Source organism: Photobacterium sp. J15 (assembly GCF_963870815.1).
In the GTDB taxonomy this organism is placed as follows: Bacteria; Pseudomonadota; Gammaproteobacteria; order Enterobacterales; family Vibrionaceae; genus Photobacterium; species Photobacterium marinum.
Map to the genome: position 1 here is coordinate 2,769,737 of NZ_CAWMUI010000001.1, position 15,361 is coordinate 2,785,097.

The 15,361-nt window shown below is 48.9% G+C and carries 13 protein-coding genes; 4 read left to right on the top strand and 9 right to left on the bottom strand.

From position 1 onward, the window contains the following. Window positions 1-2: 2 nt before the first annotated feature. The 4 genes from menB to AACQ93_RS12405 are packed head-to-tail and all read right to left on the bottom strand — an operon-like array spanning window position 3 to window position 4,724. A complete protein-coding gene (menB, locus tag AACQ93_RS12390; protein ID WP_007470053.1) occupies window positions 3-869 on the bottom strand; it encodes a 1,4-dihydroxy-2-naphthoyl-CoA synthase in 867 nt (288 codons plus the stop codon). Window positions 870-872: 3 nt separating this feature from the next. Next, complete coding sequence (menH, locus tag AACQ93_RS12395; RefSeq protein WP_064605282.1) at window positions 873-1,679, bottom strand: 2-succinyl-6-hydroxy-2,4-cyclohexadiene-1-carboxylate synthase; 807 nt, start codon at window positions 1,677-1,679, stop codon at window positions 873-875. Further along, window positions 1,663-3,414, bottom strand: a complete 1,752-nt coding sequence (gene menD / locus AACQ93_RS12400; RefSeq protein ID WP_157097563.1) for a 2-succinyl-5-enolpyruvyl-6-hydroxy-3-cyclohexene-1-carboxylic-acid synthase — start codon at window positions 3,412-3,414, stop codon at window positions 1,663-1,665. The genes menH and menD overlap by 17 nt, the downstream gene beginning before the upstream one ends. Beyond that, window positions 3,411-4,724 carry an isochorismate synthase gene (locus AACQ93_RS12405; protein WP_064605283.1) on the bottom strand — a complete coding sequence of 438 codons (1,314 nt, stop codon included), beginning with the start codon at window positions 4,722-4,724 and terminating at the stop codon, window positions 3,411-3,413. Before AACQ93_RS12405 ends, menD begins: the two co-directional genes overlap by 4 nt. Window positions 4,725-5,160: 436 nt before the next feature. Here AACQ93_RS12405 and AACQ93_RS12410 point away from each other — a divergent pair, with 436 nt between their 5' ends. The 3 genes from AACQ93_RS12410 to AACQ93_RS12420 all read left to right on the top strand — a co-directional run bounded on the left by AACQ93_RS12410 (window position 5,161) and on the right by AACQ93_RS12420 (window position 8,528). Further along, the gene (locus AACQ93_RS12410) at window positions 5,161-6,375 is read left to right on the top strand and encodes a pyridoxal phosphate-dependent aminotransferase (RefSeq protein WP_007470061.1); all 1,215 of its coding nucleotides are present in this window, start codon (window positions 5,161-5,163) and stop codon (window positions 6,373-6,375) included. Window positions 6,376-6,576: 201 nt separating this feature from the next. Then, a complete protein-coding gene (gene yfbR / locus AACQ93_RS12415) occupies window positions 6,577-7,161 on the top strand; it encodes a 5'-deoxynucleotidase (RefSeq protein WP_064605284.1) in 585 nt (194 codons plus the stop codon). Further along, window positions 7,161-8,528 (top strand): anti-phage deoxyguanosine triphosphatase, encoded by a 1,368-nt coding sequence (locus AACQ93_RS12420; RefSeq protein WP_064605285.1) that lies wholly within the window; start codon window positions 7,161-7,163, stop codon window positions 8,526-8,528. The genes yfbR and AACQ93_RS12420 overlap by 1 nt, the downstream gene beginning before the upstream one ends. Window positions 8,529-8,618: 90 nt before the next feature. On the opposite strand, the gene AACQ93_RS12425 is transcribed toward AACQ93_RS12420, so the two are convergent. After that, entirely contained in the window at window positions 8,619-9,233 is a 615-nt protein-coding gene (locus AACQ93_RS12425) for a tRNA-uridine aminocarboxypropyltransferase (protein ID WP_064605286.1), read from the bottom strand. Here AACQ93_RS12425 and rrtA point away from each other — a divergent pair. Further along, on the top strand, window positions 9,187-9,819 hold the full coding sequence (gene rrtA / locus AACQ93_RS12430; protein ID WP_198160129.1) for a rhombosortase: 633 nt from the start codon (window positions 9,187-9,189) through the stop codon (window positions 9,817-9,819). The two genes, AACQ93_RS12425 and rrtA, sit on opposite strands and share 47 nt — an antisense overlap. A 71-nt stretch (window positions 9,820-9,890) precedes the next feature. On the opposite strand, the gene AACQ93_RS12435 is transcribed toward rrtA, so the two are convergent. From AACQ93_RS12435 to lon, 4 genes are all read right to left on the bottom strand, one after another. Further along, entirely contained in the window at window positions 9,891-10,151 is a 261-nt protein-coding gene (locus AACQ93_RS12435) for a ComEA family DNA-binding protein (RefSeq protein ID WP_369808741.1), read from the bottom strand. A 183-nt stretch (window positions 10,152-10,334) separates the two neighbouring features. Further along, window positions 10,335-12,224, bottom strand: coding sequence for a peptidylprolyl isomerase (gene ppiD, locus AACQ93_RS12440; RefSeq protein ID WP_064605289.1), 1,890 nt, complete (start codon window positions 12,222-12,224; stop codon window positions 10,335-10,337). A gap of 219 nt (window positions 12,225-12,443) precedes the next feature. Continuing rightward, window positions 12,444-12,716 carry a nucleoid-associated protein HU-beta gene (gene hupB, locus AACQ93_RS12445; RefSeq protein WP_036801403.1) on the bottom strand — a complete coding sequence of 91 codons (273 nt, stop codon included), beginning with the start codon at window positions 12,714-12,716 and terminating at the stop codon, window positions 12,444-12,446. A gap of 224 nt (window positions 12,717-12,940) precedes the next feature. Further along, a complete protein-coding gene (gene lon / locus AACQ93_RS12450; RefSeq protein WP_064605290.1) occupies window positions 12,941-15,313 on the bottom strand; it encodes an endopeptidase La in 2,373 nt (790 codons plus the stop codon). Window positions 15,314-15,361 lie beyond the last annotated feature (48 nt).

Below are 15,361 nucleotides of genomic sequence, written 5' to 3' on the forward strand. Positions count from 1 at the left end.
CCTTACGGGTTGCGCTTGAACTTGGTGAAGTCCGGACGACGCTTCTCGTTGAATGAGTTACGACCTTCCTGGCCTTCTTCTGTCATATAGAACAGCATAGTGGCATTGCCGGCCAGCTCCTGAAGACCTGCCTGACCGTCACAGTCAGCGTTCAGGGCCGCTTTCAGGCAACGCAGCGCCATCGGGCTATGCTGAAGGGTTTCACGACACCAGCGAATAGTTTCACGCTCTAGCTCTGCATACGGTACAACGTGGTTTACCAGACCCATGTCCAGAGCTTCCTGCGCATCATAGAAACGACACAGGAACCAGATCTCACGAGCTTTCTTCTGACCAACGATACGGGCCATGTAAGAAGCCCCCCAACCGCCATCAAAGGAACCCACTTTCGGGCCAGTCTGACCGAATTGAGCATTCTCAGCCGCAATAGTCAGATCACACATCATATGTAAGACATGGCCGCCACCAACCGCGTAGCCGGCAACAGAGGCGATAACAGGCTTAGGACAAGTACGGATCTGACGCTGGAAATCCAGCACGTTCAGGTGGTGCGTGCCTTCGTCGTCCTGGTAACCACCGTAGTCGCCACGGATTTTCTGGTCACCACCGGAGCAAAACGCGTGCTCGCCCTGACCGGTCAGGATAATCACGCCCACATTCTCGTCATAGCGAGCATCTGCCAGAGCATTAATCATCTCTTTTACCGTCTGAGGACGGAATGCATTGCGCACTTCTGGACGGTTAATGGTGATTCGAGCAATACCATCAGCTGATTTTTCAAAAAGAATATCCTGATAACCTTCTGAACAATCAGTCCAATCTACCGGTGCGTACAGTTCTTCTTCAGTCAGACCTACGGTTCTAGCCATGATTTATTCCAATCTATCTAAAAAATGAGTGACAGCCATACCGAACTCATGAGGCAGTTCGACATGGACGTTATGCCCCGCTGACGGAATAATATTGATCTCTAATCCCGAGTCTTCAGCCAGGCTTTTGAATTTATTGTCGTTCTCTCCGCACAGGTAGAGAACAGGTAACGCCAGTTGTGCAACCTGCTGTTTCAGCTCAGGCTGCCTGGCCAGTGATGTAGCCAGTAGCATACGTGCTATACCGGCACCAAGGTTATCACTGCGTTTCTTAACTAAACCTTGTCTTTGGTCATGATTTAGTGACGAAAATACAGGTTGCTGATACCACTTATCCAGAACATCAGCAAGCGGTTCTGCGGCAAAACGACGGGCCCAACGCTGATCATTTTCCAGCCTTGCAGCCCTTTCGCTTTCCGGCAGACCCAAATGACCGCCTTCTACAATCAGACCGACCAGCTCAGCGTGACTATTTCTCTCTGAATCAGAGACCGGAACCTGATGGCACGCATGGTACATTGCCAGCCGCGCCCCCATCGAATAGCCTATCAGCACATAAGCACCGACATGACGATGCTCCAGCGTTTCTGTGATTTGCCGGTTTACCGACTCAAAGCCTTCCGGTGACACCATGCTGCTTTGCCCGTGGCCCGGTAAATCAATGGTCAGGCAAAAATGAGAACGCGACAACCGGTCTACTACATGACGCCAGTCTCGACCGGAACCCAGCAAACCATGCAGGAAAACCAATGTCGGGCGACTGTCATCATTTGCAGGACGACATCCGAATGTTTCAGAGTAAAGCGGCATGCTTAACCTCGGCAAACAGAGACTTCAACATCTGCCCGCTCTGACCCGGCGGAGTCTGAACTTCAATCAGTGTCGCTCCCGGCTGAGTCAGCCCTTGACGGCATGCCTGTTCGGCTTCAGCTAATGTTTCCGGCTTATGATAGTCGATCCCGAACATGGCAGCCGCATGGCTGAACTCCAGTCCGTGCGGCATCCGATACAAGGCATCTTTCTTTGCATCCGGAACCGGAAGCATATCAAAAATTGCCCCACCGTCATTGTTGGTAACCAGCACCACTATCGGACGGGGGCTGCTTTTCAACAGTGCTAACGAGTTAAGATCATAAAGCAGTGAAGTATCACCCAGCAGGCAAAGCAACGGAGCCTGACGAGCCCGCTGCACGCCGGCAGCAGTGGCAATCAGGCCGTCAATACCGGACGCCCCGCGGTTAGCGAAAGTGGCGGTTTGTGGCAACTGCCCGCACATATCAAGCAAACGTACAATCAGACTGTTACCCAAAAAGAGCTCGGTTTGTTCCGGCAACCATTTAGGCAGATTCGCAGCCAGACTGATTTCGGTAAGCTGGTCATTCTGCTCTGCCAGCAAATGAAAGTAAGCGACAGAGGCACGTTTCAAGCCTTCGGCCCAACCCACTGACGGAGATGTAAACACCTCACCCAATAACTCACAGGCCTGCTCGGCCCAGTTACCGATAGCAGCCTGAACTCTGTGGCTACGGCGATGAGCCGGATCCAGCCTTCCATCCAGCGGATCAACCAACCAATATTGCTGCCATTGATGAGAGCCGATGAACTGCAACAAACGCTTGGATACCAAACGTCCGCCAAACTGCAACACGACTTCAGCCTGTTCAATATGCTGGCGGCATAGATCATTTTGCATCCAGACATCAAAACCGGCCCAGTCACTACTGCCACCGGCCTGAGGATCAGCCAGCAACGGCCAGCCCATTTTCTCGGCAAGTGCTGCAACAAGAGTTAGCTCACCCGGAGCCATCCGGCCTGCAATCACCACGCCTTTACTGCAAGCAAACTCGGCCAGTGACTCCGGATTTATGACAGCCTGTTCCGACATTGCCTGGTGATAATGAGTGTAAGGCTTTCCGTCTGCCCACCAATCCTGAACCGGGGTTAGATAGGATGAAAAGTCTTGCTCTTCACCGTACAACGGCTCGGGATAATGACAGTTAAAATGAACAGACCCGCCACGCACCTTTTGCTGATACATGGCAGAATCAATCGTCGTCAGCAACCAACCAGGAGAGATATCCTGGGTAGGCGACGGCAAATCATGAAATTCAGTAACGTGATCAGAAAAAATACCGTGCTGGCGAATAGCCTGATTGGCACCACACTGGATTAATTCATGAGGGCGATCTGAGGTCAGCAAAACCAACTTTTCGCCGGTCAACCCAGACTCAGCAACCGCTGGAAGCAAGTTGGCCACAGCAGTACCGGATGTTACCACCACGGCAACCGGCTCTCCTGAGGCCTTGGCAAGCCCAAGCGCCATAAAGCCAAGTCCGCGCTCATCAAAGTGAGTATGCAGTGTCAGCCTGTCATTATCAGACGCCGCCAGCGTAAGAGGCGTAGAGCGGGAGCCCGGCGCGATACACACATGCTTCACTCCAAGACGGGCCACCTCTTCGAGCATCAGGCCTGCCCACAACTTATTCAGAGCAGCACGGGCTGGCAGTAGCGATCCGGTGACCGACATCATTCCTGATTTGCTCATGCGCTTCTCCGCTCCAGCTCCGGTTCTTCCGAACTCAGCAGGCTACACAGTGTCGACGTTTTTCTGTCCAGCTCTTTCCACTCACTGTCTGCTGTCGAGCCCGGTACAATCCCGGCTCCTGCAAACAAGTGAAGCTCCTCGCCCATTATCAGGGCACTGCGGATAGCCACGCAGAACTCACTGCGCTGACGACTCAAAAAGCCGACAGCTCCGCTATACCAACCTCGGGCAAACGGCTCATGCTCAGAAATAAAGTCCAGCGCCTTATCACGCGGCAAACCGGCAATTGCGGCTGTTGGCTGTAAACTATCGAGCAAGTCAGCGCTATACACCTGATCATTAAGCTGGGCATCAATACTGCGTTTAAGGTGCTGTACCTTGCGCAAGCGCACTAACTCTGGGGTCTGCGCGACATTCATCGATTCACAGCAGGTATTGAGACGACTGACGATATCATCAACCACCAGCCGGTTCTCATAGCGGTTTTTGTTATCATCCAGCAACCATTGCGCCAGGCGATTATCCTCAGAAGGATCGTGGCTACGTCCTATTGTTCCGGCCAAGGCTTCCGTCAACAAATCGCGATTGTGGCGTAAAAACAGGCGCTCCGGCGTTGAACCGACAAAGCAGTGCTTTTCATCCATTGCCATCATGAAGTGAAAGCTGTTCATGTTACTACCGCGACTGGCTTTAAGAAGCTGGGCCGGAGACACAGGCGTATCGAGCTTCAGGGTTGTCCTGCGTGCCAATACCACTTTTTCAAATACTTTTTGCGAAATCGCTTCAAGGGCATTGCTGATCATCGTCGACCAGCCGGAAAAATCAGGTGCGTAAGTACGGCCCAAAATCTTGCTCTTGATAGCTGAGATTTCAGATGCTTCAGGTTTTACCTGTGCCAGAGTCTGTAATATTTTCTCTTTATCATCAGACATATTGACAGCTAACTGCCAGCAGCCATCAAAACGGATGATTTCCAGCACAGGAAGGAAGAAAAAAGAAGAAAGGCAGCGACGGTTTCGGCTCGAACGACCATCAAAAGAGCGTCCGCCCCAAATTCGCTGATCATCCGACAACACCTTTTCCGCTGCCATCGGATCGGTAAATGTTTTTAGCTGGCCTAGTGCCACAACCTCTTCACGGCTATCGCGAGACTGCCAGTAAAATTTCGGGAAAAGAGGCTGAGACTCAATCCAGTCAATCAGGTCAGTGTTAGCCGGCAGATCCAGCTTCACCATTAATCTTTGAGTTGTTTTTGTTGCTGTTTGAATCTGTTCAATCAAAGACTCAACTGCTTGTTGTAACGCGGTCAAGGTAACCTCACTCAGCTCTAAGCACTGTAACGGCTCATCCCTGGCTGATTTTTAATATGCCTGTCACTTGGCACATAGTTCTACCTTTATGTCAGCTAACCTACCTGATTAGCTGCATAGTGAATGTGCCATTCTACCTCACTAAATCGATTCTGACTAATAAAGACATGACTCAACACTAATCTTCATATCTCAACATATTCCTTAATCAACCTTGTCTACAGGGTATATATTTCTCATCAAATAATACGTAACACTCTACTAACAGAAGAGCCTCCGAAAACAACGCTCCTACAGAGGATCTCACTTATCAAATCAGAATTTAATTATACGAAATACTCTTCTTCGTGATTTTTTTCTGTAGGGTATTTATTTTGCACAGATTTATAGTGTAATTTGTTGCCATAAGAGACAATTTTTGCGCAGGAACACAGCAATGCATAACATCGGGATGTCATCCAAATTAAATAACGTCTGTTACGACATACGCGGGCCGGTCCTGAAACATGCCAAACGCATGGAAGAGGAAGGCCATAAGATTATGAAACTGAATATCGGCAACCCTGCGCCGTTCGGTTTCGATGCCCCGGATGAAATCCTGGTAGACGTGATCCGTAATTTGCCTACCTCACAGGGCTACTGTGACTCCAAAGGCATTTACCCGGCACGTAAGGCCGTTGTGCAGCATTACCAGAAGCGCGGTATGCTGGATCTGGATGTTGAAGACGTCTACATCGGTAACGGTGTTTCAGAGCTGATCATGATGTCGATGCAGGCATTGATTAACAATAGCGACGAAATTCTGGTTCCGGCCCCCGACTACCCGCTGTGGACCGCTGCGGTTTCCCTGTCTGGCGGTAAAGCGGTTCACTACATCTGTGACGAAGAAGCCGACTGGTATCCAGACCTCGACGATATCCGCAAAAAGATCACCCCGAATACACGCGGTATCGTACTGATTAACCCGAACAACCCGACCGGAGCCGTATACAGCCGGGATTTTCTGCTGGAAGTGGTCGAAATCGCCCGTCAGCACAAGCTGATTATTTTTGCCGATGAGATTTATGACAAAATCCTTTACGAAGGAGCTCAGCATACATCTATAGCGGCCCTGGCACCGGATGTATTCTGCGTCACTTTCAACGGCCTGTCGAAATCATACCGGGTCTGTGGTTTCCGCTCCGGCTGGATGATCCTGTCCGGACCAAGGCATCTGGCAAAAGGCTACATTGAGGGGCTGGAAATGCTCTCTTCAATGCGACTGTGTGCCAATGTACCAATGCAGCACGCAATTCAGACAGCCCTTGGCGGTTATCAGAGCATTAACGAACTGATCCTGCCCGGCGGTCGCCTGCTGGAACAACGCAATAAAGCCTATGAGATGCTGACGGCGATTCCAGGAGTGAGCTGTGTCAAACCGAAAGGTGCGCTGTACCTTTTCCCGAAGCTGGATCAGAAGAAATTCAATATCATCAATGATGAAAGAATGGCGCTGGACTTCTTACACCAGGAAAAAGTCCTGATCGTGCACGGTACCGGCTTTAACTGGAAAAAACCGGATCATTTCCGCATCGTTACCCTGCCGCGGGTGGACGATCTGGAAGTGGCAATTGGTCGACTGGAACGCTTCCTGCACAACTACCGTCAGTAACTGTATTTCAGCTCCCATCATAAGCCTCAGTTTTACTGAGGCTTTTTTACCTCCGCAATATTTCTGTTACCTTTATAGCTAGATATAGGAAAAATGTTTGTCCGATAACAGCAAGTTACCCGGGAAAACAATTGAAATGGGTCAAACGGAAACCGCTATCGACCCGAGAATTATCGCTCCTGACTGCCAAGAAGTACCGATATGGAAAAAAGTCACTTTTTTGCCCACCTGGCACGGATGAAACTCATTCAGCGCTGGCCGCTGATGCGATGCGTTTCATCTGAAAACATCTCAGAACACAGCCTGCAGGTAGCATTCGTTGCCCATGCCCTTGCTCTGATCAAAAACCGTAAATTCGGTGGCAACACTAACCCTGAGCGCGTTGCCCTGCTGGCAATGTTTCACGACAGCAGCGAAGTGTTAACCGGAGATATGCCAACCCCGATTAAGTACTACAACCCGGCCATTGCCGAGGAATATAAGAAAATTGAACTGGCTGCCGAACAAAAACTGATTTCCATGCTGCCGGAAGAGTTTCAGGATGATTACGCCCCGCTGCTCGACAGTCACAAAATCAACCAGGAAGACTACGCAATAGTGAAGCAGGCTGACAGCCTGTGCGCTTATCTCAAATGCCTGGAAGAACTCAATGTCGGTAACCACGAATTTGCCCAAGCGAAGAAACGGCTCGAGCAAACGCTCTCCGAACGCTCCACGCAGGAAATGGAATATTTCCTTACGACCTTTGCCGACAGTTTTAACTTAACGCTGGATGATATCAGCTAATGACAGAATTCAATCTTGCTCCCGGCTGGGAAAACCGCCAAAGCAATGAACAGAAAATGCGCCGTAACGACCACCGTTCGGCTTATCAACGCGACCGTGCCAGAATCCTCCACTCTGCTGCATTTCGACGACTTCAGGCTAAAACCCAGGTCCACGGAGCCGGACACCACGATTTCTACCGTACCCGCCTGACCCACTCGCTTGAAGCATCCCAAATCGGTACAGGTATTGTCGCTCAGTTAAAACTGAAACATCCCAATTTCAGAGAGTTACTACCATCCACCAGCCTAATGGAAAGCCTGTGCCTGGCTCACGACATAGGCCATCCACCTTTTGGTCATGGTGGTGAAGTCGCTCTGAACTATATGATGCGTGAACATGGCGGCTTTGAAGGCAATGCCCAGACATTCCGCATCGTTACCCTGCTGGAACCATATACCGAACATTTTGGTATGAACCTGTCACGTCGCACCCTACTCGGATTGCTTAAATACCCGGCGCTGATCAGCAATACCCGGGCAACAGAGCTGCCAGCCGATGTTGCCAACTTCCGTCACCTGAAGGCCAAAGACTGGCATCCGGCTAAAGGCGTCTATAACGACGATATAGAAACTTTCGAGTGGGTTCTGGCTTTGCTTTCAGAGCATGACCGGGAACTGTTCAGCCAGATGCGTCACGAACGGGAAAATCCAACCCAGCATTTGAAGACGCGTTTTAAATCGCTGGATTGCTCAATCATGGAACTAGCCGACGATATCGCCTATGGAGTCCATGATCTGGAAGATGCGATCGTCATGGGGATTATCACCCGAGAGCAATGGCAAGAAGCCGTAGCCAGTAAGCTAGCTGACTGTGGTGAGCCCTGGTTTGAAGAGAAAGTCGGTAAAATCAGCCAGCAACTGTTCAGCAATCACCATGAGCGTAAAGATGCCATCGGTGCCATGGTTAATGCCCTACTGACCTCAATTCACATTGCTCCTGCAATCCAAAACGATATAGACAGCTTTAACGAGCCTTTGCTGCAATGGAATGCCTTCCTGTCGGAGCCAATGGAAAAAGTCCTTGAAGTCCTCAAACAGTTTGTCAGCGAATACGTGGTAAAAAAGCCGGAAATACAGCTGCTGGAATACAAAGGACAACAGTTGGTTATGGAACTGTTTGAGGCTTTCGCCTCCGACCCTGAGCGCCTGCTACCAGCCAATACCTGCGATCGCTGGCGACAAGCAACCAGCAACGGAGAAAACGCACATCGCATCATTGCCGATTACATTTCCGGAATGACCGATGGTTTTGCCCAACGACTCTATAGCACCCTGTTCCAGCCGACTACTGCGGTAGGTGTGGGTAATGAGGGGCATGGATTCTAGGAACAGATAGGGATTAGTATCGAGATACGAGGTGAACGAAGCGAAAAACTTACGTCTCGTATCTCTAATCTTATATATTCACACTCGCACCTACTGCTGATAGTTTCTCTCAAACACTCCTTCAGGCATCTGACGGATCTGGTATTCAATCATCCGATTAAAAACATTGAGCAAAGGTTCAAATTTGTTACTGTCGCCTTCTAATGCGCTCAGAGCAAGATATCCGGCTTCAACGGTCGAAACACCCTGCTCTTTCGGTGATTTTCGGATCCGGTAGTTTCCCTGCTCAACATTATCGAGCGACACCGTTGGCAATCGGTGAAGATTATCCGACAACTGCCACATTTTGTAAGCCTTCTTCCAGGTACCATCGAGCAGGATTAAAGTGCGAATTTTCTCTTTAGCTACAACAGAATCAGTCAGTTGTGAAACCGGAATTGCACCCTCGCCAGGATAGATCAGGTAAACATCTCGCACTGGATCATTGAGCAAGAGATTAAGCTCATGATGCGCAGAAAAATCCTCTCCAACAAAAAGTTTTGCATTGGGCAGCGACAATGTCAGTATTCGCGCTGTACCAATTGCCCGTTTCACCTCCGACGGGTGTTGTAAAATCAGCAATTCAGTTTTAGCATCAATAACTTCAATCCAACTACAGATGCAGGCTTTTTTCGCCTTACCACACTGTTCGCAATATCTGCTCATTGAGGTGACCTTGTCTTTTCGTACCTATTTAATTTTCGCCATCAGTCTGTTGTTCATTACCCAATGGCCAACAGTGCAAAACTGGTTAGCATGGGATCGTAGCGCAATTTTAAACCATGGCGAAGTATGGCGGCTCCTTACCGGTAACCTGACTCACACTAATTGGCCGCATATGATAATGAATAGTCTGGCGCTGGCAATAATCACTTTCATCTTCCGCTGGCATTTTTCCGCCCGTCAGTTCACTTTCCTGCTGCTGACACTCTCCATCGCAGTCGGACTTGCAATTATTATTACCGACATTCAGTGGTACGCAGGCCTGTCCGGTGTTCTGCACGGCTTGTTTGGCTGGGGAGCAATAAAAGATATTGAAGGGAAATACAAAGGGGGATGGCTGTTACTGTTTGGGCTAGCAGGGAAAATTGGCTGGGAGCAGATTTTTGGCGGTTCCGTAAGTTCTGCTGCTCTGATAGGTGCGAGAGTCGCGACAGAAGCTCACCTTGCCGGTGGTATTGCAGGTATCGCAATAGCGTTACTCCCTCTGCTATACCGTAAATGGAAGCAGAGTAATCCAGTAAAAAACTGATATAAACGAAGGAGAACTACTCACCTCTCTCCTTCAATTTAGTGTCTGTCAAACTATGTTTCTGATCCTGTTTAGAGCTTAATCCGTTCCCGGTTTTTATCGACTGTCGCCGGACCGATTCCCTTCACATTCACCAAATCATCCGCCGCAGCAAACTTACCGTTAATATCACGGTAATCAACAATTCTGGCGGCTTTTTCAGGGCCAACACCAACAAGCAGTTTATCCAACTCTTCTGCATTAGCCGTATTGATGTTAACGGTGATCTCTATACCTTCATATTGGTCTGTTTCTGCGAAGCTGACCGGAGCAGCCCCCAGCATCGCCACCATAAACAACACACGCACAACGAATTTCATCTCGTATCTCCTATAACTGTTTGATCCTGCTTTATTCCACAGCAGTGACGCCAGCATAACGGAGCAAAAGCAGAGGTAAATACAAAACAAATTCGGAAAAGTAAAAAAACAACGGGCCGCACAATGGCGGCCCGCTAATTCACTAATCAATTACAATTAGTTTTCTGATTCGTCCAGTGACGGGTAGCTGACTTCGGCAGTATTACGCAACACTTCCAGCGTAGCCATTACGTCCTGCTGAGCATTCATTTGCTCAACCTGACCAGCCAGCTGGCGGTTTACTGATGCTGCATCTACGTCAGCTTCAATAACCTTGTCCAGAGCAATAATAAGCACGTTGCCCGCCATGTCACGGGTCATACCGTAAACAGGCTTATCATCAGCAGGCTTCGCCAGGCCAAAAGCAACGTCAGCAATCATGCGGTCAGCACCGATACGACTGATGGTTTCAGCGTCAGAGAAGTTCACAGACTCTTTTTCCAGAATCTCGGTATTGCCTTCACGCAGTGCCGTGATGATTTCGTCGGCTTTCGCCTTGGCATTCTGCTCACCCTGACGGGCCGCCAGCTGCTGCTTAGCTGATGCAGATACTTCATCGAATGGCAGTACCATTTCTTCACGAGAGTCTTCTACACGAACAACCACAACATGCTCTGGACCAACTTCAATCAGGTCAGAGTTCAGGCCGTCTTCACGAACTTCAGGGCTGAATACCGCCTGAAGTACAGCAGGGTTTGCCAGTACACCAGATGCATCGTTACGAGAGAAGAAATCTGTCAGCTCAACTTTAGCGTTAACTGCATTCGCCGCATCATCCAGAGAGTCCGGCATTTCAAACGCAGTTTCAGCCAGTTTAGTTTGCAGATCATAGAAAGCTTCTGCTGCACGCTGCTCACGAACCTCAGCAAGAATGTCATCCTGAACTTCAGCAAAAGGCTTAACCTGAGATGCTTTCACGTCATCAAGTTTGATGATGTGGTAACCGAAAGAAGACTGAACAACCGCAGAAGTTTCGCCTTTCTCCAGCGCAAATGCCGCATCTTCAAATGCAGGGTCCATTACACCACGCTCAAACCAATCAAGCTGACCACCGTCCTTCGCACTGAAAGTATCGTTAGAAGATTCTTTCGCAAGCTGGGCAAAATCAGCACCGTCATTCAGTTGTGCCAGCAGCTCTTCAGCTTTTACTTTCGCTTCATCACTGTCGCCTTCAACCAAGATATGGCTGACTTTGCGCTGTTCAGCAGTAGAGTACTTCGCCTGATGCTCATCATAGTAAGCCTTAGCATCTTCTTCAGAAACTTTAAGCGAGGTCTTCAGACCTTCACCTGAAAGTTCAATATAAGCCACTTTCACTTGATCAGGACGAGTGAACATCTGTGGGTTTTCATCGTAAAACTTCTGAACTTCTTCATCAGAAATTTCAGCTTTCTTGGTGAACTCAGCTACATCAAGTGTCAGGCTACGAATAACACGCTGCTGCTTTTCCAGCTTAGTCAACGCTGCCAGCTCATTGTTCAGAGTGAAGTCACTGCCCTGAAGAGCGACAAGCAGCTGCTGACGAAGCAGGTCTGTACGCATAGATTCAGCAAACATATCCGGCGTAAAACCAGAACGGCGCAGAAGCGTGTTGTAGATTTCGTTATCGAATTTACCGTCACGCTGGAACTGAGGCATAGTCAGAATGGCATCACGGATTTGCTCATCGCTGATACGCATACCAAGTTCATTGGCACGCTGCTCAATCAACACATCGTTCACCATGCGATCAAGCACGCTACGACGGAATTGCTGCACATAAGCAGGATCACCCATCAGCGTTGAGAAATAATCGCCCAGTTGAGCCTGCATGCGATTACGCTCATTCTGGTAAGCCTGTTCAAACTCACGCTGACTGATTTCTCGATCATCAATCTTTGCGGCTGGCTGCTGGCTGCTTCCGGCCAGGTAGCTGCCTACTCCGGCAAAGACAAAAGAAAAAATAATTAAGCCAAGAATAATCTTAACCCAAATGCTGCTTGCGCCTTCGCGCATTCGCTCCATCATAATTTGCCGTATCTCCTACTTATTCGATCTGGCATGGTGTTTTGAAGAATGCCTTCGTATACCGATCCAAGGGATGTTTGGTTGCGAAAAATATCACACAGTTACAAAGTAAAAAAAGCGCATCACCTGATGCGCCCTTATTTCATGCCAGGTTGCCAGTAACTCTGACAACCCGCATCGATGTTTGTTCAATACAAACAACGGGCTAATGCCCATCAATTAGTTTACAGAATCCTTAAGCGCTTTACCCGCTTTGAAGCCTGGTACTTTTGCTGCAGCGATCTGGATCTCTTCGCCTGTCTGAGGATTACGGCCTGTACGAGCAGAACGCTCACGTACAGAGAATGTGCCGAAACCAACAAGGGATACCTGATCACCTTCTTTCAATGTTTCAGAAACTGCGTCGATGAATGCATCTAGCGCACGACCAGCTGACGCTTTAGAAATATCTGCATTTTCAGCAATTTTATCAACTAACTGAGTTTTGTTCACGATTTCATCCCCTCTATGAACATCATCCGTATGCAAGCTCATCAATTGAGCTGTTACTTTTTCGGATAATCAAGTTGTATCAGGCTTTAATTATATAAGCACCGAACGCCTTAAAAACGTGTAAGCCTTGATATTATTGAGCTTACGGCGAATTAGACCTATCTTATAGCTATACAAAAAAACGCTGACAAGGCTTTTCGCACCTGAAAGCGTTTTTTCTTTAATTAACTTTGCTGCATGTCACTGTTTTGCGCGTTAACCAGCTCAATTCCAGTAGGATTGTTCTGCAGTGCTACAGTAAGCACCTCGTCAATCCAACGAACCGGACGCACGACCAGATCAGCAATAACGTTATCCGGAATCTCTTCCAAATCACGCTCATTTTCTTTCGGGATCAGTACTGTTTTAATACCGCCACGATGAGCTGCCAGTAGCTTTTCCTTCAGACCACCAATTGGAAGCACTTCGCCACGCAGGGTAATTTCCCCCGTCATTGCAACATCGGCACGAACCGGGTTACCCGTCAGGCTAGATACCAGCGCAGTACACATCGCAATACCGGCACTAGGGCCATCTTTCGGTGTTGCACCTTCAGGTACGTGAACGTGAATATCACGCTTCTCGTAAAAATCTGCGGCGATACCCAGACGCTCTGCACGAGTACGAACTACTGTCATTGCGGCCTGAATCGACTCCTGCATCACATCGCCCAGAGAACCGGTAAACGACAGCTTACCTTTACCTGGCATAGATTCAGTTTCAATGGTCAGCAAGTCGCCACCAACTTCAGTCCATGCCAGACCGGTTACCTGACCGATACGGTTGCTCTCTTCCGCTTTACCGTAGTCATGACGCTGAACACCCAGATAATCCTTCAGGTTATCCATGGTGATGGACACTTTCTTAGCTTCAGTATTAAGCAGAATCTCTTTCACAGCCTTACGGCACAGTTTAGAAATTTCACGCTCTAGACCACGCACACCCGCTTCGCGAGTGTAGTAGCGAATAATGCCAACAAGTGCAGAATCATCCACTTCGATCTCGTCCGGCTTCAGACCGTTGCGCTTGATCTGTTTTTCCAGCAGGTGACGCTTGGCAATATTCAGCTTCTCGTCTTCGGTATAACCGGAAAGACGGATCACTTCCATACGATCAAGCAATGGTCCTGGAATATTCATTGAGTTCGAAGTAGCCACGAACATCACGTCAGACAGGTCGTAATCAACTTCCATGTAATGGTCGTTAAAAGCGTTGTTCTGCTCAGGATCAAGAACCTCCAACAATGCTGATGACGGATCGCCTCGCATGTCAGAAGACATTTTGTCGATTTCATCCAGCAGGAACAGCGGGTTCTTAACACCAACCTTAGACATTTTCTGGATCAGTTTGCCAGGCATCGAACCAATGTAGGTACGACGGTGACCACGGATTTCCGCTTCATCACGCACACCACCCAGCGCCATACGAACATACTTACGACCTGTTGCCGCTGCAATCGACTGACCCAGAGAGGTTTTACCAACACCAGGAGGACCAACAAGGCAAAGGATCGGACCTTTGATCTTGTTAGTACGGCTCTGAACTGCGAGGTATTCCAGAATACGCTCTTTCACTCGCTCCAGACCGTAGTGGTCTGAGTTAAGTACTTCCTCAGCTTTTGCCAGGTTTTTCTTAACCTTAGAGCGCTTGTACCAAGGAACACTCAGCATCCAATCGATGTAGCCACGGACAACCGTTGCCTCAGCAGACATCGGCGACATCATTTTAAGCTTTTGCAGTTCCTGCTCTGTTTTCTCACGAGCTTCAGCCGGCATTTTAGACTCTTCGATCTTCTTCTTCAGAGACTCGAACTCATCCGGCGCTTCATCCAGCTCACCCAGCTCTTTCTGGATAGCCTTCATCTGCTCATTGAGGTAATACTCGCGCTGGCTCTTTTCCATCTGCTTTTTGACGCGACCACGGATGCGTTTCTCAACCTGAAGCAGATCTATTTCCGATTCCATCATCGCCATCAGGAACTCAAGGCGCTCCGTCACGTCAATAATTTCCAGCACTTTCTGCTTGTCTGCCAGTTTCAGTGGCATGTGTGCAGCAATGGTATCAGCCAGGCGTGCCGCTTCATCAATACCATTTAGCGACGTCAGTACTTCCGGCGGAATCTTCTTGTTCAGTTTGATGAAACCTTCAAACTGGTTAATCGCCGTACGAACCAGGACTTCTTGCTCGCGCTCATCCATCTCCTGGGTCATCAGGAATTCCGCTTCTGCGCTGAAGAACTCATCATCACGCAGCTTCTGGACCTTAGCTCGCTGCTGGCCTTCAACCAATACTTTCACCGTACCGTCCGGCAGCTTCAGCAACTGAAGAATAGTTGCAACCGTACCGACATCGTAAAGATCATCGATTGAAGGCTCATCGGTAGCCGCTTCTTTCTGGGCTACCAATAAAATTTGCTTGTTGTCATCCATTGCCGATTCCAGACAACGGATGGATTTATCCCGGCCTACAAACAATGGAATAACCATATGCGGGTAGACCACCACATCTCGCAGTGGCAGAACGGGGATCTCAAGGCGTTCCGAACGCTCCAAGTTCATATTCTTCTCTCTTCCGTTCAATCTCTTTAATGAGTATATGGGGGTAAA

What these genes read in the sequence shown, in the direction of transcription:
- menB (WP_007470053.1), bottom strand. Translation starts at nt 869, where the DNA reads ATGGCTAGAACCGTAGGTCTGACTGAAGAAGAACTGTACGCACCGGTA.
- menH (WP_064605282.1), bottom strand. Translation starts at nt 1,679, where the DNA reads ATGCCGCTTTACTCTGAAACATTCGGATGTCGTCCTGCAAATGATGAC.
- menD (WP_157097563.1), bottom strand. Translation starts at nt 3,414, where the DNA reads ATGAGCAAATCAGGAATGATGTCGGTCACCGGATCGCTACTGCCAGCC.
- AACQ93_RS12410 (WP_007470061.1), top strand. Translation starts at nt 5,161, where the DNA reads ATGCATAACATCGGGATGTCATCCAAATTAAATAACGTCTGTTACGAC.
- yfbR (WP_064605284.1), top strand. Translation starts at nt 6,577, where the DNA reads ATGGAAAAAAGTCACTTTTTTGCCCACCTGGCACGGATGAAACTCATT.
- AACQ93_RS12420 (WP_064605285.1), top strand. Translation starts at nt 7,161, where the DNA reads ATGACAGAATTCAATCTTGCTCCCGGCTGGGAAAACCGCCAAAGCAAT.
- rrtA (WP_198160129.1), top strand. Translation starts at nt 9,187, where the DNA reads ATGCAGGCTTTTTTCGCCTTACCACACTGTTCGCAATATCTGCTCATT.
- AACQ93_RS12425 (WP_064605286.1), bottom strand. Translation starts at nt 9,233, where the DNA reads ATGAGCAGATATTGCGAACAGTGTGGTAAGGCGAAAAAAGCCTGCATC.
- AACQ93_RS12435 (WP_369808741.1), bottom strand. Translation starts at nt 10,151, where the DNA reads ATGGTGGCGATGCTGGGGGCTGCTCCGGTCAGCTTCGCAGAAACAGAC.
- ppiD (WP_064605289.1), bottom strand. Translation starts at nt 12,224, where the DNA reads ATGATGGAGCGAATGCGCGAAGGCGCAAGCAGCATTTGGGTTAAGATT.
- lon (WP_064605290.1), bottom strand. Translation starts at nt 15,313, where the DNA reads ATGAACTTGGAGCGTTCGGAACGCCTTGAGATCCCCGTTCTGCCACTG.